Below are 19,208 nucleotides of genomic sequence, written 5' to 3'. Positions count from 1 at the left end.
TATCTTAGCTATCTGCTCCGGACTGAATCTGCTCTTTTTCATAATGTTTCTGACAATTTAAATTTAATAATTTTATACTTTTAAATTGTACTGTTTTCGGGGGAGCTTACAGCCCCACCTCAAGGGACAGAAAAACAAAAAGGGAAAAATCGGAAACAAGGCAAATTTTCAAAGGAAAGCCCCACGTTTCAAACAAAAAAAACAGAAACTTAATAAAGTTTCTGTTTTAGTTTACACATTTATAAAAACCTGATTACAAATGTTATTTGTAGCCTATAGGGGAATCGAACCCCTGTTGCAAGAATGAAAATCTTGAGTCCTAACCACTAGACGAATAGGCCGAAAAAGCGAGTGCAAAAATAACATTTTTTTTCTATTCGCAAAATTTTTTCCAAAATTTATTCTGTCACCTTCTGAATAACGGTGTTTTTCAATCCTTGTTTTTCCAATTCCTTCTGTAAAGCAACCGCCTCTTCCAACGATTTCACATTCCCGTAAGTATAATAGAAAATACCATTTTCCTTTCTCCGTTGTACCTTATCCTTCAAAATCCTCAAAACTTCCGAATTGGCACTCAACCGCTCTTTACCAGATGCCACTTCAAGAGTATAATACCCCGACCCTAATTTTTGGTTCGGAACAAAACCTATCGCCGTAGCATTTCGAAATCCCGCGTCCTTAGCCGTCTTCAGATTACCATCCCGAACGGAAGCCAAATTCGTCACCGCATAATAGTACTTATACAGTGTCCCCTCTTTAATCGTCAGCAGATAATTGAGACCTTTTAGCTCAGGGGCTCCTTCCGCGTACTTCACCGGAGTGCTCATCAGAAGGATACGGAAGTCGTTTTTCAAAGGCTGCTCCTTAGGCTTTTCCGGCTCTACCGGAGCTGCGGGCACCTTTCCGCCTTTCTTGTCATACGCCTTTTTATAACTTGCAATCCCATTGTAAATGCTTTCGGCAATTTCATTCTGCCCCTTTTCGGAAGCAATATAATGCGCTTCATCGTAGTTACTCACAAACCCCATCTCAATCAAAACCGAAGGCATAGCATTCATCCTCAAAACGTGAAAGTTTGCCTGCTTCACCCCACGGGAAAAACGCTTGTCTTTATTGGCAAAATTATCTTCCACATACCCCGCCAAAGCCAAACTCCCGTCCCGATACCGAGACTGTTGAATCTTCAGCGCAATCAAAGACTCCGGCGATTTCGGATCGTAAGACGCAAACATCTCGCGGTCCTGAGCATCCAAATAAATCACCTCGTTTTCCGCCTTGGCCACCTCAAGATTGGTTTTATTTTGATCCACCCCAAGAATATAAGTCTCCGAACCATAAGGCGCCGTCTTTGGATTGGCATTCACGTGAATGGAAACAAACAAATCCGCCTTACTCCGGTTCGCCAAAGTAGTCCGCTCCGTGAGAGACGGAAACATATCCGTCTTGCGAGTATAAATCACCTTAAAATCCTTGTCCTTTTCCAAAAGCCGCCCCACCTTTAGAGCCACCGCCAGCGTAATGTCCTTTTCGGCCACGTACCCAATGTCCGGATACGTCCGGTTCGCCCCGTGATCCGGGCCGCCATGACCGGCATCCAACACCACCGTAAACTTCTTCTGTGCCAGCGTCAAAGCAAAGAAAAAAACAAAGAATACTACGAAATATTTTTGCAGATATTTAGTTGTAATAGTCCTCATTATTATAAAAATATTTAATTTTGAGCCCGTTAATTTTAAACATTACCCGCATCAAAATAGGCTTCAAAAATAGACTACATATTTTAATTATCCTAATTTTTAACACTTTTTTGGGAAACCTAAACGCTCAAAACAAGTCTAAAAATGAGATAGTTAACGATACCGTTTCCACGACAAAAAACCAAACACCAACCCCAAAAGAACAACTGGACGACGTCGTGGAAACTAACGCCGACCACATTCGGAACGATTTGCCGAAAAAAATGACTTACCTCAATAAAAACGCCAAGATTTCCTATCAGGACATGGTCATCAATGCAGACTACATCTCCATCGACTGGAATACCGGCAATGTCTTTGCCCGCGGCAAACTCAATGAAAAAGGAAGAGTCATAGAGCCCGTAATCACCGAACAAGGAGGCAAAAAATACGAAACCGACCAATTCAACTTCAATTACAAATCCCGACAAGCCATCGCCTACAATGCCCGAACCGAGGAAAGCGAAGGCATCATCGTCGCCGAGAAAACAAAAAAAATAAACGATTCTATTTTCTACATGAGACGTGGCAAGTACACCACGGATGAATACTTCCTGCAAAAAAAAGACACCATAGCCGATTATTACCTCCTGGCTCCAACCATCAAACTCATCAAAGGAAAAAAGAAATCGCAAGTCATCACCGGGCCAATCCAAATGTACATCGAACAAGTGCCCACCCCTTTAGCACTGCCTTTCGGAATCCTTCCATTTTCCGATAAACGCAGCGCCGGAATCCTTATTCCCAGCTTCGGCGAACGCCAAGACGTCGGTTTCTTTCTCAACGGTTTGGGCTATTACCAACCGATTGGCCAACATTTCGACGTGAAAATCCTGGCCGATTTCTTTACCAAAGGAAGCTGGAACCTCCGCCCCGAGGTCAATTACAAGAAAAATTACCGCTATTCGGGAAACTTCTCCTCTGAAGTCGGCGCTACCGTACGAGGTATCAAAGGATTAGCCGATTACAGCAAATCCTCCACCTACCGTATCGGATGGAGACACCAACAAGACGCCAAAGCAAACCCTTACTTCACTTTCTCGGCCTCTGTGGACATCGTAAGCAACCGATTCTATAACAACACCATTAATAATAACTATATTTTTAATCAGAGCGTTCTCAACACCCAGCAAAACTCAACCCTAAGTGCAACCAAACGCTTTCTTACCCTTCCAATAACCATCACCAGCACCGCCTCTTATTCTCAAAACTTCGCCGACGGTACCGTTAACTTGCGACTTCCCCAAATGAACGTCGCCATTAATCAATTCTACCTTTTCCGTCCCAAAAACGGAGGAGTAAGACAGGGCCTTTTGGAAAACATCACCGTCAATACCGGATTCAATTTTTCCAATTTCGTTAACAACGTCAAGCAGGAAAACATGTTTACCTCCACCATGTGGAACAACATGCAAACCGGCTTGCAAAACAATATCGGCCTGACCACTAACACTAATCTATTGCGATACTTTACCTTTAGCGTTTCGGCCTCCGCCAACAATGTTCTGACCAACAAATACCTCACCCGAGCCTACAACCCTCTGACCAATGCCGTGGAAAACACCTACCACAAGAGTATTTCGGGATTCTCCGTGTTTTCGGCCAGCACCAGCCTGCAAACCACCCTCTACGGTATGCTCAACTTCAAGAAAGGAGCCTTTATCGAAAAAGTCAGACACATGATGATCCCGAGCATCGGCCTCACCTACCAACCCGATTTCGGAGAACCCCGCTGGGGCTACTTCCGCCAGTACTACAACGCCCAAGGTGCCCTAACTCCCTACTCCATATTCGACGGAGGCCTCTTCGGTTCACCCTCCACCGGAATGATAGGCGCCCTGACCTACAACATCTCCAACAACCTTGAAATGAAAGTCCGCTCCAAACAAGATTCAGTGGGGGTAAAAAAAATCAAACTCTTCGAAACCCTGAACGTTTCCGGAGCCTACAATTTCGCCGCCAAAAGTTTTAAATGGAGCATGATTAACGTATCAGGGCAAACCTCCTTTATGGACGGTAAACTGAGCCTGAACTCCAGCCTCGTCATTGACCCTTATAAAACCACGTACGACGCTAACGGAACCGGAACCCGTACCGAAGAATTCGGAGGATTCAACGTCCAAGGATTCAATGTTCAATTGGCTGTTCCTCTAAGCGAATCTCTCTTTAACAAAGACCAAAAGAAACCTTCCGAACGGTACAAATCCAAAGGTGAAATTCGCTACGAAAACTACTTTTTTGACGATCACGGCTACGCCCATTTCGCCCAACCATGGACCCTGAATTTGAACGCAAACTATGCCTACACCAAAGGCACCACCCGCTTTGGCAACAGCGTCGCTTCCCTCGGGCTGACCGGTACGCTAAAACTTACGCCTTACTGGAATATCAGCGGCAGCACCAATTACGATTTCATCACCAAAGAACTCGCCTACACACGACTCGGATTCCACAGAGACCAAAGGAGCTTCGTCATTGATTTTAACTGGGTGCCTTTCGGGCGGTATAAAGTTTACGACTTCTTTATCGGTATTAAAGCCAATATCCTGAGAGATGCCCTCAAATACAGAGACCGCAGCTTTACCGACCCCACGGCGAATTTTTAAGGCTTTTCATCTAGCATAATATTGATTATATTTGCGGGACAAAATAAATCCGACCCTAATGAAACAGATTATTTCCACCTCCGAGGCTCCGGCAGCCATAGGCCCTTACGCCCAAGCCAATATGGTAAACGGTGTACTTTACATTTCGGGGCAACTGCCCATGGATCCTTCAACGGGCAAATTACTGGAGGGCATCGAAGAAGCCACCCACCAAGTCATGAAAAACCTTCAGGCTATACTCTCGGCCGCAGGAATGACGTTCAGCAACGTGGTAAAAGCCACCATCTTCCTTAAAAACATGGACGATTTTGCCGCCATGAATGCCGTCTATGCCGAATACCTGGACCCCGACAACTACCCCGCAAGAGAGACCGTACAGGTGTCCTGCCTGCCCAAAAACGTTGAGGTCGAAATATCCATGATTGCCCACCAGTTTTAAAAATCAAATGAGTTTTCTAAGGAATACGTTTGCCGTCCTTGTCGGCTTGTGTGTCTCGGCGCTTATTATTTCTTTGGGCGTGAGAATCAACCCCGACTGGATTACCTACGAGAGAATTTCCCCGTTCCAAACCTGGGAGAAATTTTTGTATTCCATGAGAAACAACAACGGCTTTTTTGCATTTCTGCTATTTCTTTCCGGCATAGCCGCCACCATAGGAGGGGTAGCCACAGCCGTCATCGTAAAATACGCCAAAGTGGCTTATGCTATTCTAATCGGCTTCATCCTTTTGTTCATCGCCATGATGGACATCATTATCTTCCCCTACCATCCCACGTTTTATAAGATTTGCATCTTTCTGACGTTCTTCCCTTTCTCGTGGGTCGGCGGCAAAATAACCGAAGTCCTTTATGAAAGAAAAAAAAGAAAAAACTGACTGAAAAAATAAAAAATCTATAGCAGAATGCTATAGATTTTTTTTCATCCTTTTAATTTCTTCGTCGCTGGCAAACATCTCATAGGGAGGAATTGCCGAAGAATGAAAGTGCTCCGCACCGGTAAAGGCTTTCAGTTCCGCAATGTTATCAGCACGCACTCCCCCACCGATCAAAACCGAAATACGGCCGGCATACCGGGCGACTAACGCCCTTAGCTTTTCCTTGCCCTTCATTGCGTTTTCGGCTCCCCCCGAAGTCAGCACCGAACGAAATCCCAGCTCGATAATCGTTTCCATTGAAGCCTCCAAATCAGGTGTACGATCCACCGCACGGTGAAAAGTACATGGCACCTCTCCGGCAAGGTCCACCAACCGAAGATTTCTTTCTTTATCGACACGATTGCCCGAGTTCAAAATCCCGAAAACAAAACCGTCCGCTCCCGAAGCCTTAAACGCCGTCAAATCCTTCTGCATCTGCAAAAATTCCTGATCCGAATACAGAAACGAACCTCCTTTCGGACGGATCATTACATAAATAGGCTTATCCGAAATGGACTTCAGATAACGAAATTCATCAATATTAGGCGTTAATCCTCCCTGTTGCTGCTGCGTACAAAATTCAATCCGATCCGCCACCGAACGCAATGCCGTCTCGGCAGAAGTCATTTCAAAACAAGCAATCTCAAGCATAAAATTTTCTTTTATTTCTAACGAACTTCTCGATTCATCCTCACCTTCTTGGCTTTCTCGCCCACAGAATACGAACCGAAATCCGAATCCTAAATTTAATCAATTTTATTGACTATTTTTGTAAAAATTAAAAAAATAACAATGCAAACAACGGATACCGTCCTCATGATCGAACCCATCGCGTTCGGTTACAACGCCCAAACCGCAAAAAACAATTACTTTCAAGTCAATTCGGAAAACAGCGACACCCAAACCAAAGCCCTTGAAGAATTCAATCGTTTTGTGGAAAAACTCCGCTCAAAGGGCATTCGCGTTATTACCGTAAAAGACACCTTGGAACCCCACACCCCCGACTCCATCTTCCCAAACAACTGGGTAAGCTTCGGACAGGACGGAAGAGTTTTTCTCTATCCGATGTTCGCCCCCAACCGAAGAGACGAGAGAAGACCCGAAATCATCGAAGCCGTAAAAGCTTCAGGTTTTAAAATCAACGAAATCCAAGATCTTTCCCACTACGAAAACGAGGAGCTCTTCCTTGAAGGAACCGGAAGTATGATTTTCGACCACGACAACCGCTTGGCTTACGGCTCCGTATCCCTGAGGTTGGACGAAAAACTTTTCCGTGAATTCTGCGGAAAAATAGGTTACGAACCCGTGGTCTTCCACAGCTTCCAAACCGCAGGCAACGAACGCCTCCCCATCTACCATACCAATGTTATGATGTGCGTGGCCGATCGTTTCGTCGTCATCTGTTTAGACTGCATCGACAATGCCGAAGAAAGAGCTTACGTTTCTTCCGTCATCCAAAACAGCGGTAAAGAAATCATCTCCATTTCGGAAGAACAAATGCAGCAGTTTGCCGGCAACATGCTCCAATTAAACAATAGCGAAGGCCAAACCTTTTTGGTCATGAGCCAAAGCGCCTACCAGTCGCTTACCAAAGCGCAGATTGACGCCATCGAAAATTATTCCGAAATCCTTTATTCCGACCTTCAAACCATTGAAACCAACGGCGGCGGAAGTGCAAGATGCATGCTGGCTGAAGTTTTTCTTCCCAAAGAATAGTGCTTTTTTATAAAATCGAAACCATTAAGGCTTATTTATTTCGGTAAATAAGCCTTATTCTTGTCTAAACAATTGGGAAAAGTAAAAAAAACTCTACTTTTGCAAAAAAAACAGGATGTCAAAAAACCTCGTCATCGTAGAGTCTCCCGCCAAGGCTAAAACAATACAAAAATACCTCGGAAAAGATTTTCAAGTCAAATCCAGCTTCGGACACATCCGCGACTTGCCAAAAAAAGGCATGGGAATCGACTTGGAAACCTTCTCACCCGACTACGAAGTCTCTGCCGACAAAAAGAAAATTGTCGCAGAACTGAAAGAAGCCGTGAAAAAAGCCGAGACGGTATGGCTGGCCTCCGATGAGGACCGCGAAGGGGAAGCCATCGCTTGGCATTTGGCCCAAGAACTCAACTTAAAGGACGAAAACACCAAACGCATCGTTTTTCACGAAATCACGAAAAACGCCATCCTGAAAGCCATTGAAAACCCTAGAAACATCGACCAAAATCTCGTCAATGCCCAACAGGCCCGCCGCGTATTGGACCGAATCGTGGGTTTTGAAATGTCTCCCGTCCTTTGGAAAAAAATCAAAACTGGGCTTTCCGCCGGAAGAGTTCAATCCGTTGCGGTAAGATTGATTGTGGAAAGAGAAAAGGAAATTCGCGATTTCCAAGCCTCTTCCGTATTTAAAATCGAAGGCGATTTTCTAAACGCAGAAAAACAAAAAATAAACGCTAAATTCAAAAAAGATTTCACGCAGGAAAACGACGCTCATGCCTTTCTTGAACAGTGTCAAACTACGGCTTTCTCCGTTTTGAATGTGGAAAAAAAACCAGGAACCCGATCCGCCTCGGCTCCGTTCACTACATCAACCCTCCAGCAGGAAGCCTCCAACCGTCTCGGTTACGGGGTAACCACAACCATGCGCGTGGCTCAAAGGCTTTACGAAGAAGGGTACATCACCTATATGAGAACCGACTCGGTCAACCTTTCGCAAGAAGCCATTAACGGAGCCAAAGCCCATATCGTCTCGGAGTTTGGAGAGAAATATTCCAAACCGAGGAATTATACCACCAAATCCTCCTCGGCTCAGGAAGCCCACGAAGCCATCCGTCCCACGGATTTTTCGGTAAAATCCATCGGAGATGCCCAACTGAATAAACTCTACCAACTCATCTACAAGCGGACACTGGCCTCTCAAATGGCCAATGCCGAAATCGAAAAAACCGTTATCGAAATAGGTCATCCGACGCTTCCTGCCAGCTTTGAAGCTCAGGGCGAAGTCATCGTATTCGACGGCTTCCTTAAAGTCTATGGCATTACCAAAGACGAAGACCATGAAGACGACAGCGAAAAAAATCTTCCCAAAGTTGCTGTGGGGGAAACCTTGGAATACAAAGCCATTACAGCAACCGAGAAGTTTTCCCGCCCACCAGCCCGATACACCGAAGCCGGTTTGGTGAAAAAATTGGAAGAACTGGGCATCGGAAGACCCTCCACCTATGCCCCGACCATCCAAACCATCCAAAATCGCGAGTATGTCGATAAAAGGGAAATTCTCCCTCAAGAACGCGAAATCGTGAAAATGACATTGGGAAAAACCGCTGTAAAAAAAGAAATTCTGACCGAAAAATTCGGTGGAGACAAAAACAAATTCGTCCCTACCGACATCGGAGAAGTTGTGAACGAATTTCTGACCGAAAATTTCGCCGAAATCTTAGATTTTGGCTTTACCGCAAAAGTCGAGCAAGAGTTTGACGAAATCGCCAGCGGAGATAAAAGGTGGAAAAACGTCATGACGGATTTTTACGATTTTTTCCATCCGAGAATTCAGGACGTAGAAGAACACGCCGACCGAGCCACAGGCGAAAGACTGCTCGGCAAAGACCCTAAAACCGGAAAAAACGTATACGCAAGAATGGGACGCTACGGCGCCATGATTCAAATCGGAGAAAACAGCGAGGAAGAAAAGCCGGCTTACGCCTCCCTGCTTCCGGGACAAAACATCGCCACCATTTCCTTGGAAGAAGCCTTAGAACTCTTCAAAATTCCGTTTGACCTAAAGGAATTTCAAGGGCAGCCCGTTTCGGTGGGCGTAGGAAGATACGGCCCGTACGTGAAATGGGGCGAAACATTCATTTCCCTAGGAAGAGGCACCGATCCTTTTTCCGTAACCCAAGAAACCGCCGAAGAAGCCATCCGTGAAAAGATAGAAGCCGACCGCCCCATTGCCACCTTCAAAGGAGAGCCCGTAACCAAAGGCACCGGACGCTTCGGCCCTTTCATCAAATACCAGAACATTTACGTCAACATCCCCAAAAGATACGATTTTGAAAACCTTTCGCAGAGCGACGTCAATGAATTAATCGAGGCCAAGTTGGAAAAAGAAGCCAACCGCTACATCCAACAATGGGAAAAAGAAAAAATAGCCATTGAAAACGGCCGCTGGGGACCTTTCATCAAGTTCGGAAAAACCAATTTCAAAATCCCAAAAAACAAAAACGACGAGAAATACACCGCCGAAGAGTTAGCCCAAGTCTCCCTTGAAGACGTGAAAAAATGGATTACCGAACAAGACAAAAATGCTTTTGCCGAAAAGAAAAAAACCACACGAAAAACCTCGGCAAAGAAAAAATAAACCCGCAAAACGAGCTTTATATCAAAGCTCGTTTTTTTATTCCCCGATAAAAACCTCACAAAAGCCACCAAATTTCCACGGCCGTTCTCTATCGAAATCCTTATCTTTGATAAAAAAAGAATGAAGCTACTGATCGTTAACGGCCCTAATCTAAACCTTCTCGGGACAAGAGAACCCGAAATCTACGGCACGGTTTCCATGACCGATGTTCTAAGCGCATTGAAAGACGAATTTGCCCAAACCGCTACCATCGACTACTTCCAATCCAATCACGAAGGCGCACTGATCGACCGCCTTCAGGACACCGACTATGATGCTTTAATCATCAATCCCGGAGCCTTTACCCATTATTCCTATGCTTTAGCCGATTGCCTTAAAAACATCCTCTGCCCAAAAGTCGAAGTGCACATCAGCCCAATCTATAAAAGAGAGCCTTTCAGGCAGAAATCCGTTACCGCCCCCCATACCGATGCCGTTTTATCGGGATTCGGCGTCGAAGGTTACCGCTTGGCCGCCATTTATTTGACAAAAAACACTCTCCAAAACACCGTTAAATAAATAAGATAAGAACTTAACAAAAAAATCCTCAGACCCAAAGTCTGAGGATTTTTCATGATCGAAAACGCCAACCTACTAAGGCAACTGAGGCCCTGCAGCAACCAATTTTTTAGCATCTTCGTTATCGCAATACTGCTCGAAGTTTTTGATGTATCTCGCAGCCAAATCCTTCGCTTTCGCTTCCCATTCCGAAGCATCCGCATACGTATCCCGAGGATCCAAAATGCCCTCAGAAACATTAGGTAATGCCGTAGGAATTTCCAAATTCATGATCGGAATAGTCGCTTTAGGCGCATTATCAATCGATCCGTCGATAATCGCATCAATAATCGCTCTAGTATCTTTAAGCGAAATACGCTTGCCGGTTCCGTTCCATCCCGTATTCACCAAATAAGCCTTCGCACCATGCTCCTTCATCTTTCCGATAAGCGTTTTGGAGTACATCGTCGGATGAAGCGTCAAAAACGCCTCTCCAAACGCCGGTGAAAACGACGGCTGAGGCTCGGTAATTCCTCGCTCCGTACCCGCCAACTTAGACGTATAACCACACAAGAAGTGGTACTGAGCCTGATCCTCATTCAATAAAGAAACCGGAGGCAATACCCCGAAAGCATCCGCCGAAAGATAAACAATCTTCTTCGCATGCCCCGCCTTAGAAGGCAACACAATCTTGTTGATATGGTAAATAGGATAAGATACTCTCGTGTTTTCCGTAATGGAGTTGTCTTTATAGTCGATTTCTCCGTACTCGTTCACCACCACGTTCTCCAACAACGCATCCCTCTTAATCGCTCTGTAGATATCCGGTTCTTTCTCCTCCGTAAGATCAATCACCTTCGCATAACAACCGCCTTCATAGTTGAATACCCCATTATCGTCCCAACCATGCTCGTCGTCCCCGATAAGGTAACGCTTAGGATCCGCCGAAAGCGTAGTCTTACCCGTACCCGACAATCCGAAGAAAAGAGCCACATCGCCTTTTTCGCCCACATTGGCCGAACAGTGCATTGAAGCCATTCCTTTAAGCGGAAGATAGTAATTCATCATCGCGAACATTCCTTTCTTCATCTCCCCTCCGTACCAAGTTCCACCGATAATCTGAATTTTCTCGGTCAAGTTAAACATCACGAAGTTTTCAGAGTTAAGCCCCTGCTCTTTCCAATTCGGGTTCGTGGTTTTGGAACCGTTCATCACAATGAAATCCGGCTTACCAAAGTGCTCCAGTTCGTAATTGGAAGGACGGATGAACATATTGGTCACAAAGTGAGCCTGCCAAGCCACCTCCATCACAAAACGAACCTTCAGACGAGTATCCGGATTAGTCCCGCAAAAAGCATCCACCACATACAACTTCTTGGATGAAGAAAGCTGCTTCAACACCAAATCCTTACAAGATTTGAAAATCTCCGGAGTGGTCGGAAAATTAACCTTCCCGTCCCAACAAATCGTATCTTTGGTTACATCATCCTTTACAATATATCTATCTTTAGGTGAACGTCCAGTGAAAATACCCGTTTTTACAGCCACCGCACCCGATTCCGTTACAGCCCCTTTCTCGTACCCCTGATTTTTCTTGGAGGTTTCCGCCTTGAAAAGTTCCTCGTAGGTAGGGTTGTAAACCACTTCATGGTAGCCCGTGATACCCAGCTCGTGCAATTCCTGAATGATCTTGATGTTTTTCATAAAATATAGTTTAAATAGATTATTCCCTTTTTCGGAGTAACAAATTTACGATTAAAGCGTTTTTTAGTGCGTCTTAAAATTAATGATATTAATCAGAATCACCAAGAAAAAAAAGAAAAAAACTAAAACTCACACGATGAGTTGATTCCACGTCAAAACCTTAGAAAATCCTTTCCCCGAGAAATAATCTTCCCATCCCGAAAATTTACGGCTCATTACAAAATCGCCCCCCCAAGCCCCCAAACTTTTCACAAAAACAGGACAGTCCGAAAAGAAAAGCGACTTTACCGTTTCCCGTTCCAAAAACGAAGCCAAAAGAAGTTCATGCTCTTCCATAAGATCCGAAAACAAAGCCAGCCCATCCGCCGACAAAGCCAACCTCGTAATCGCAGTAAAACGATCGACAAATTCTTTTGAACGAGGCTTCGCTTTGTAGAGAGCAATCCCCTCTCGGGAATCCTGTTTTTGGTTAAGATGAATAAACAACAGCTCCTCTCGAAACGCCCAATCCAAATTTACCGTTTCCACACAGCGCCCCTGCTCCGTCAACTGAAAAAGCAAAGGCTTCTTTTCCATGGCCACTGCAATATCGTATCCACTCCCCCCCAAAGCCTTCTCGTTAAGCAAAAAAGCATCCACTTCCGCCCACTGAGCCAAGTTATTCATCAACGTCGAGCTACTGCCCAAACCATAGTCCGCCGGAAACTGCAAATTGGTTTTCAAAACATAACTTTCCTCCCCACGAAACTTTGGCGAAGCCAGCCCCTGAAGTTGACGCAAAGTATGAAGTACAAAAGCCGCCGCCTTCGGATGATTAGTCTCTAAAATACGCCAGTCGGAATAATCCGCCCTAAGGTAAAGCCATCGCTTCCCCTGATGAAAAGCCTCCCAAACCAAAGAAGAACCACCCGGAAAAACCTCAAAAAAAAACTCCTGCCCCGGCCGCGTAGGAACAGCCAAGGCAAGAGCACCGTCCAAAACGGCATATTCGGAAGTGAGCAGTAATTTTCCCGGTGAAAACAAACCGCCCATCCCCCTAAACTATTGCAGAAGAAACACTAACCTCTCCGTCAATCTTTTTAATCAGTCCTTGCAAAGTTTTGCCCGGCCCAACCTCGATGAATGCGTTAGCCCCATCTTTTATCATCTGCTGCACACTCTGCGTCCATTTCACCGGCGCAGTCAATTGAGCAATCAGATTCGTCTTGATTTCATTCGGATCCGTAACCGCCGTTGTGGTTACATTTTGGTAAATAGGAAGCGTCGCCGTACGGAATTTAGCCTTTTCAATCGCTGCCGCCAAACGATCCTGAGCCGGTTGCATAACCGGAGAGTGAAACGCTCCGTTAACCGGAAGAAGCAAAGCCCGCTTAGCTCCCGCCTCTTTCAAACGCGAACAAGCCTCTTCAACCGCAGGCGTCTCTCCCGAAATCACAAGCTGCCCCGGGCAGTTATAGTTTGCTGGCACTACAACCCCCTCAACCGAAGCGCAAATCTCCTCCACCTTGGCATCATCCAATCCCAAAATGGCCGCCATTGAGCTAGGATTAGCATTGCAGGCCGCCTGCATCGCCGCCGCACGCTCCGCAACCAATCGGAGACCGTCCTCAAAAGACAAAACCCCGTTGGCTACCAATGCGGAAAACTCACCAAGCGAATGCCCCGCTACCATTTCGGCCCCCAAAGCATTGATTGCCTTAACCGCCGCCACCGAATGAATAAAGATCGCCGGCTGAGTCACACTGGTTTGTTTAAGCTCCTCCTCCGTTCCCTTGAACATGATAGAGAGAATATCAAACCCTAAAATCTCGTTCGCAGATTCCATCAAATCCTTGATGTCTTTCCTCGAATCGTAAAGTTCCTTTCCCATTCCGACAAACTGTGAACCTTGTCCGGGAAACACTAAAGCTTTCTTCATATTTTTTTTAAAGCAAATTATCTCGTTTTCTTATGGCATCAGCCGCACCACACGATAGCCTGTATTAACATAAGCCCCACCACGCTTCGCACGAACGTACTCGAACTTGGTCGCCAATTGGGTCTGAACCTTCTCAATCTGCTTGAACACCTCTCCCGTGGAAGTCTCCCTGCTGAGAATATCATTCATCACGTCAAAACCAATCACCGCATATTTGGATGGAGTTTTGCAATACTTCTTTTTATAGTCTTTTAGTACCTCTTTCTCAAAACGCCCCTCCGAATCAATCTTCCGATCCATCAGGTAAACCAAATTCGCCTGCACGAGTTCGTCTTCATTTTTTTCAAACGAAGGATGGTAGTACATACTCATCGCACGGATGCCCGAAGTCTGCTGGGAAAGCGCAATCATTTTCTGAGTAAACCCGCTACCGACAGCATCGTCCTTAGTAGCCAAAATCGCCACCACCGGCGCCGCCTGTCCCGTCATCATATTCTGATCCAAAACAATTTCCGATGCCGAAGCCACCACCTTAATCTCAGGCGCTCTCAAGGCTTTCTCCAATCCCGACTTTATGATATTGGCATTCGTCCGCCCTGCATCGGCTACAATATAAATTTTTTGATTGGCATAGACCTTCACCGTCTCCTCCACCATTCGTTCGGCATAAGCCTTATCGCTGGTTTCCACAATAATCAGATGGTCATAACCATACAAGTCCTCCGAATTGGCAAACGGAGCCACCACCGGAATCTTAGAATCCCCCACATAATCAAGCACCTCCAAAACATTCGATTTAAAAAAAGGCCCCACAATAAGATCCGTATTGTTCTTATTAATTTGAGACAAACTGTTCTTAAAACTGGTTTCGCTTCCCGCATCCACCACATTCACATTGAGCTTCTGACCCGCCGCCGCATTTCTCTCAATTGCCAATTTGGCCCCCAAAAGAAAATCCTGAGCCAGCGCACGGTATTTGGAGTCATTCGTTTCAAAACCAAAAGGAAGCATCAACACCACATGAAGCGCATCCGCAGATTTTTTAATATAATGCGAATCCAACTTCCTCAGCTTCAAAACAAGCCCCGGCTTCAAACCGTTCTCAATCTCAGGATTAAGACGGAGTAAATCGTCCAAAGTGATATTATAACGGTTAAGAATTCCAAAAACCGTATCCCCATTAGCCACCGTATACGTAACATAATCCTCCAAAGGCAAAGACGCCGCAGAAGACGATTTCGATTCGGACACGGAAGCCGTTTTATTTTCCAGGGCCGCTTGACCCGTTTTTCTAACCACAATCACATCCCCAACCTGAAGCCCTTTAGCCTCAAGCCCCGGATTCATCGCAAAAAGCTCCTGCTGAGTAAGGTTATACCGACGCGTGATTCGGTAATAATTATCTTTGGCCTGAACCGTATACGTCCCCTCTTCGGAAGTCTTTTCGGAAACATTAGCAACAGAGGTTTCCACCGCCGACTGACCAGCGCCATAACGCTCAATCTTATCCTTAGGCAAAAAAACTTTGCTACCAATCTTCATATTATTATCAAGATCAGGATTCAGACGGCGAAGCTCCGATTCGGAAATCCGATACTGCTTCGTAAGGCCATAAATGGTCTGCTTAGGCTCCAACACGATATACCCCAGCGCCTCCCGCACCGAAGAAGACTGAGCCGAAGCCCCCTTCACCGGACTTTTAACACTGAGAACCTGACCAATTTGGATAGAGCCCTCCTTAACGGTAGGATTCAGACTCACAAGTTCATCAAGGGACATCCCGTACCTTCTTGCAATATTATAGGCCGTATCCCCTTTTTCTACCGTATGGGCTTGTTGCGCATTCATCGAAAAAAAAGCCGAAAATGCAGACAACAATAAAATTTTTTTCATCTTTACCGATAATTCTGATTATGCAAAAATAATGCTTTCAAATTAAATGCCTAAAATTAAAAGTTCCGACTTATCAACATTCATTTTTTCATAACATTCCTCAATCCAAAGTCGCCCATAATCCGCATAAAACACGCTAAAATTAAACACTCGCTCCTGCCAAACCCCGCCCGGATGAATCCGAAGAAAAAGAGTCTCCAAGCGCTCTAATTTTTCGGCCTGCTTGCGCTTTTCCGCTCGAACAAGCCGCTTGTGCATCCGCTCGTAGGACTTAAGCTGACGAGCCTGCTCCGCCGCAACCAAATGACCAAACGTCACATCCGTTTCCACCGAGCGCGATTTCAAGACCTCAAAGACTTGTTCCACCTGAAGCCGACTGTCCCGCAATACCCCTTCCAAAGCCACATCCTTTAACATAGCTCCCCGAACCACTTCAGCAAAGTTCCCAAAAAAATCTCTCGGCAACAATCCCAATTTTTCCGCCTTGCGAAGCTCTTTTTCATCCAAGCAAACCACAGAGTTTCTGGGAATAAGCACAGGATAACTCAAATTATTTTCCGCAAAATAATCCTGCAACTCCAACCAATACATCACCTCCGCATTCCCACCAATATACGCCAAATTAGGAAGCACTACCTCCTGGTAAACCGGCCGCATTAAAGCATTAGGACTAAACCGTTCGGGATGCTTTTCCAATTCCTCCAAAATTGCCGTACGGGTAAAACGCAAATTTTTATCCACCACCACATACTCTTCCCCCTGGCGCTCAATGCGATCCCGGGTCGCAGTAAGATAAAATAGATTAACCGCCCTAGGATTCACCTGAACCCGCCCATAACGCTCCTTCAGAAAACCAATCCGCTTAGCCGTCGTTTCATAAAGCACCTGTTCCAAAAGCTCCTTGCGAAAAAACGGCTTCATCTGCGCCTTAAGCCTGGAGTCGTCGCCATCCAAAACCAAAAGCCCATAAGCCGAAAACAAACGCTGAACCAACACCCGAGTCGCCTGCGAAAGCGATGCCCCCTCACGATAAGCCTCCCGCATCCAACGAATCAATTCCGCCCCAAAAAGCCGATCCGAAAACGACTCCTCAAAGCGGGACACAAAAGCCGTATCCTCCACCTTCAAACGCCCAACCGCCCCCCCCGAGGAAGCCCTAAACTCATAAAATCCGTCTTTCGTTTTAAAATGATTAATCTCCTCAAAATCATGATCTTCCGAAGCCATCCAAAAAACAGGAACCACTTGTATCCCCGGAAATTTCTCCCGTAAATATTCCGCCGTCTTAATGGTTTGAAGAATCTTGTAAACAAAAAAAGAAGGCCCCATATAGAGGTTAAGCTGATGCCCCGTTACCACCGTAAAGGTCTTTTCATCCAAAAGAGCATCCAAGTTAAAACGTTGTTTATCCGTTAGTTGCAAATCTGCCGATTGCTCACGCAAAACCTCCACCAAAACCCTTCGCCGCTCAGGAGAAAAACCTTCGCGTTCCCTAATTTTCCGCTCAAAATTATCTTCGCCGAAGCGAACCCCATCAAACCATTCCAAATCCTCCGTCAAAAAATCCTTCACCAAATCCGGAACCGATTCAAGAGCCGAAAACGCAATGCAATCTATCTTTTTCAATTTCTACTTTTTTAATGAAACAACTGCCATACAATCCCAATATTCAAACGAAAATCATACAACGGATAATAAGGCGCCGTATAACTTCTATTCTGCATCACCGCTGCCGTAAGATTCTGCCCCTCCAAATAAATCTGCATCGTCTTAACCCGCAAATTAAAGTAAGCATCCACAATAGGCTGCCCCCCAATGGCATAAGCCCGAGAATTAGGAAGAATAAACTCATTAAGCACCGGCGAAAAATCCCGCGAATCAAAACGCGAAAAATAATAGACCTTAAGCCCCGTCATAATCTCCGCCGCATCTTTAAAAGCCTTTCCTTGCCAATAGCCATTCACCCGAGCCAAAACCTGAGGCATAGGATAAAGCGACTTGTGATTGAGCACGCTCTGCAACTGCACCTTCGCATGAAGATGAAACTTCCGGTAACCTACCGCAGCCTCCCCGCCAACCTGAGAAACATTAACCGAGGAAGGACTCTGTCTCGGCTGCCCCGATGCATCAAAATAAGCATAGTGATCCACCCGGAAATAATTAGCCGACAGCTTCGCCTCCAACCATTTCAATGCAACCGTTCCTCCAACATCCAAAATATTCTGATTTTTCATCTCTCCCGAAACATCATAGTTATACCCCAGCACTGGCGAAAAATTCAACAAATACTGGAAGCCCGGCAAAGCACTCTGAAAGTGAAGATGCCCATCCAAAGCATACCCCTCTGCGAACGTCAAACGAAAACGATTCGCCGAATGAAGGTAATGCCCAAAACGCCCCCCTTTAGAGTATTCCAAAAAAGCATTAAGTGCTAAACGATCCCAAAAATCAACCTCCAACCGGCCTACCGCTCCCAGTCGATTTTCCACATACTGCGCTCCCGCTAAAATTTCGGTATTGAGAATTGTATTGGACGCTCCCATTCCGATCCGTTGATGACGAACCCCCGCATCCAGTTTAAAACGTTTTTCATCAAAAAGCAAAGAAACCGTATTGCTCAAATTATCCGAATAGCTCGCCGAACTCAGCCCCCTTCCCATATTAACCCCCTCAAAAGCAGAAACATCGGCACTACCCAAATTAAACCAATATTTATTCCCCTGATGAAAAACCGTATGCGAAACCTTAAACGGCCAACGCAAAGGATCAAAAGGAGCAAACGTATGACTAAAATAATACCTCCGGTACCAATACCTTGAATCGGAATCGTTAAGATTAACCGTAATATTTTGCCGGTTTCTAAAGCGACTATCCCCTCCCGTGAACAAACTCAAATCCGAAATTCCGCCGTACTCTTCGTTATTGACATTCTGGTGAAGATAATGCGCAAATGCCTCATATTTTCCGTTATCCGATAAATAATGAGCCGAAAACAAAGTGTGATTATTAGCCGCCAAACTGTTCGTATAAAACCCCTGCGAACGCAACCCTAAATACTCTAACGAAAAATTGAAGTTCCTTCCCACATTTTGCGTATATGTACTTTGAAGCGAAGCCCCATTCCGCATCGCCGAGTGGTACACAAATCCCGTAGTTGGTGTTTTGACATCGTAATACTTTACATCCTCCGCTCCAAGGATGAAATATGACTTTCGGGAGGGCAAAAGACTAAGCGATTGCTCCGGATTCCAACGAAAAGTCAAATCCTGAAACCCCGATCCGATATTAGCAAACTGAATCCGCCCAAAATTATCCTGATGGTTATATTGGGTAAGCCCGTAAGAGCACTGCATGGTGAACGTGGTGTCAAAGGTTTTATACTCCCCGTAGCGGGTACGGTACTTATAATCCGAAATCGTGGGCCGAAAAATTTTAAGCGAATCCTTTCCGCCATTGTCAACCACTAACGTATCCCCCAATTTTTCCTGAGCCCAAACCAAGCCTCCCCAAAATAACCCTATTAGAATCAATAAACTCTTCATTCCCTAT

Annotated in this window: 14 protein-coding genes and 1 tRNA gene; 6 read left to right on the top strand and 9 right to left on the bottom strand. The window is 45.5% G+C overall.

Annotation, left to right across the window (positions count from 1 at the left end; translation table 11 throughout):
• Positions 1 to 269: 269 nt before the first annotated feature.
• Together VQ048_RS02735 and VQ048_RS02730 are read right to left on the bottom strand one after the other, a co-directional pair.
• A tRNA-Glu gene (locus tag VQ048_RS02735) sits at positions 270 to 341 on the bottom strand.
• 57 nt (positions 342 to 398) lie between these two features.
• Positions 399 to 1,697 (bottom strand): N-acetylmuramoyl-L-alanine amidase family protein, encoded by a 1,299-nt coding sequence (locus VQ048_RS02730; protein WP_327610144.1) that lies wholly within the window; start codon positions 1,695 to 1,697, stop codon positions 399 to 401.
• A 20-nt stretch (positions 1,698 to 1,717) separates the two neighbouring features.
• Here VQ048_RS02730 and VQ048_RS02725 point away from each other — a divergent pair, with 20 nt between their 5' ends.
• The 3 genes from VQ048_RS02725 to VQ048_RS02715 are packed head-to-tail and all read left to right on the top strand — an operon-like array spanning position 1,718 to position 5,217.
• On the top strand, positions 1,718 to 4,342 hold the full coding sequence (locus VQ048_RS02725) for a putative LPS assembly protein LptD (protein ID WP_327610143.1): 2,625 nt from the start codon (positions 1,718 to 1,720) through the stop codon (positions 4,340 to 4,342).
• A gap of 58 nt (positions 4,343 to 4,400) precedes the next feature.
• The gene (locus tag VQ048_RS02720) at positions 4,401 to 4,781 is read left to right on the top strand and encodes a RidA family protein (protein ID WP_327610142.1); all 381 of its coding nucleotides are present in this window, start codon (positions 4,401 to 4,403) and stop codon (positions 4,779 to 4,781) included.
• Between the two features lie 7 nt (positions 4,782 to 4,788).
• On the top strand, positions 4,789 to 5,217 hold the full coding sequence (locus tag VQ048_RS02715; RefSeq protein WP_327610141.1) for a hypothetical protein: 429 nt from the start codon (positions 4,789 to 4,791) through the stop codon (positions 5,215 to 5,217).
• Positions 5,218 to 5,247: 30 nt separating this feature from the next.
• On the opposite strand, the gene VQ048_RS02710 is transcribed toward VQ048_RS02715, so the two are convergent.
• Positions 5,248 to 5,907, bottom strand: coding sequence for a copper homeostasis protein CutC (locus VQ048_RS02710; RefSeq protein ID WP_327610140.1), 660 nt, complete (start codon positions 5,905 to 5,907; stop codon positions 5,248 to 5,250).
• A 141-nt stretch (positions 5,908 to 6,048) separates the two neighbouring features.
• Between VQ048_RS02710 and ctlX the strand changes: the two genes are divergently transcribed.
• From ctlX to VQ048_RS02695, 3 genes are all read left to right on the top strand, one after another.
• Positions 6,049 to 6,972, top strand: a complete 924-nt coding sequence (gene ctlX / locus VQ048_RS02705) for a citrulline utilization hydrolase CtlX (RefSeq protein ID WP_327610139.1) — start codon at positions 6,049 to 6,051, stop codon at positions 6,970 to 6,972.
• A 115-nt stretch (positions 6,973 to 7,087) separates the two neighbouring features.
• Positions 7,088 to 9,607: a type I DNA topoisomerase gene (gene topA / locus VQ048_RS02700; protein WP_327610138.1), complete on the top strand. Its 2,520-nt coding sequence runs from the start codon at positions 7,088 to 7,090 to the stop codon at positions 9,605 to 9,607.
• A 120-nt stretch (positions 9,608 to 9,727) separates the two neighbouring features.
• Entirely contained in the window at positions 9,728 to 10,165 is a 438-nt protein-coding gene (locus VQ048_RS02695; RefSeq protein ID WP_327610137.1) for a type II 3-dehydroquinate dehydratase, read from the top strand.
• 75 nt (positions 10,166 to 10,240) lie between these two features.
• Here VQ048_RS02695 and pckA read toward each other — a convergent pair whose 3' ends face one another.
• The 6 genes from pckA to VQ048_RS02665 form a co-directional block, all read right to left on the bottom strand.
• Positions 10,241 to 11,848 (bottom strand): phosphoenolpyruvate carboxykinase (ATP), encoded by a 1,608-nt coding sequence (pckA, locus tag VQ048_RS02690; RefSeq protein ID WP_327610136.1) that lies wholly within the window; start codon positions 11,846 to 11,848, stop codon positions 10,241 to 10,243.
• A 129-nt stretch (positions 11,849 to 11,977) separates the two neighbouring features.
• A complete protein-coding gene (locus VQ048_RS02685) occupies positions 11,978 to 12,880 on the bottom strand; it encodes a GYDIA family GHMP kinase (RefSeq protein WP_327610135.1) in 903 nt (300 codons plus the stop codon).
• Positions 12,881 to 12,884: 4 nt separating this feature from the next.
• A complete protein-coding gene (fabD, locus tag VQ048_RS02680; RefSeq protein ID WP_327610134.1) occupies positions 12,885 to 13,766 on the bottom strand; it encodes an ACP S-malonyltransferase in 882 nt (293 codons plus the stop codon).
• A gap of 30 nt (positions 13,767 to 13,796) precedes the next feature.
• The gene (locus VQ048_RS02675; RefSeq protein WP_327610133.1) at positions 13,797 to 15,659 is read right to left on the bottom strand and encodes a LysM peptidoglycan-binding domain-containing protein; all 1,863 of its coding nucleotides are present in this window, start codon (positions 15,657 to 15,659) and stop codon (positions 13,797 to 13,799) included.
• Between the two features lie 42 nt (positions 15,660 to 15,701).
• Positions 15,702 to 17,285: a bacillithiol biosynthesis cysteine-adding enzyme BshC gene (gene bshC / locus VQ048_RS02670; RefSeq protein ID WP_327610132.1), complete on the bottom strand. Its 1,584-nt coding sequence runs from the start codon at positions 17,283 to 17,285 to the stop codon at positions 15,702 to 15,704.
• An 11-nt stretch (positions 17,286 to 17,296) separates the two neighbouring features.
• Positions 17,297 to 19,201 carry a putative porin gene (locus tag VQ048_RS02665; protein ID WP_327610131.1) on the bottom strand — a complete coding sequence of 635 codons (1,905 nt, stop codon included), beginning with the start codon at positions 19,199 to 19,201 and terminating at the stop codon, positions 17,297 to 17,299.
• Positions 19,202 to 19,208 lie beyond the last annotated feature (7 nt).

Source organism: Bergeyella anatis (assembly GCF_036016955.1).
In the GTDB taxonomy this organism is placed as follows: domain Bacteria; phylum Bacteroidota; class Bacteroidia; order Flavobacteriales; family Weeksellaceae; genus JAYWXI01.
Note: the sequence above shows the minus strand (reverse complement) of the source record. Positions and strands in the feature narration are given on the sequence as shown.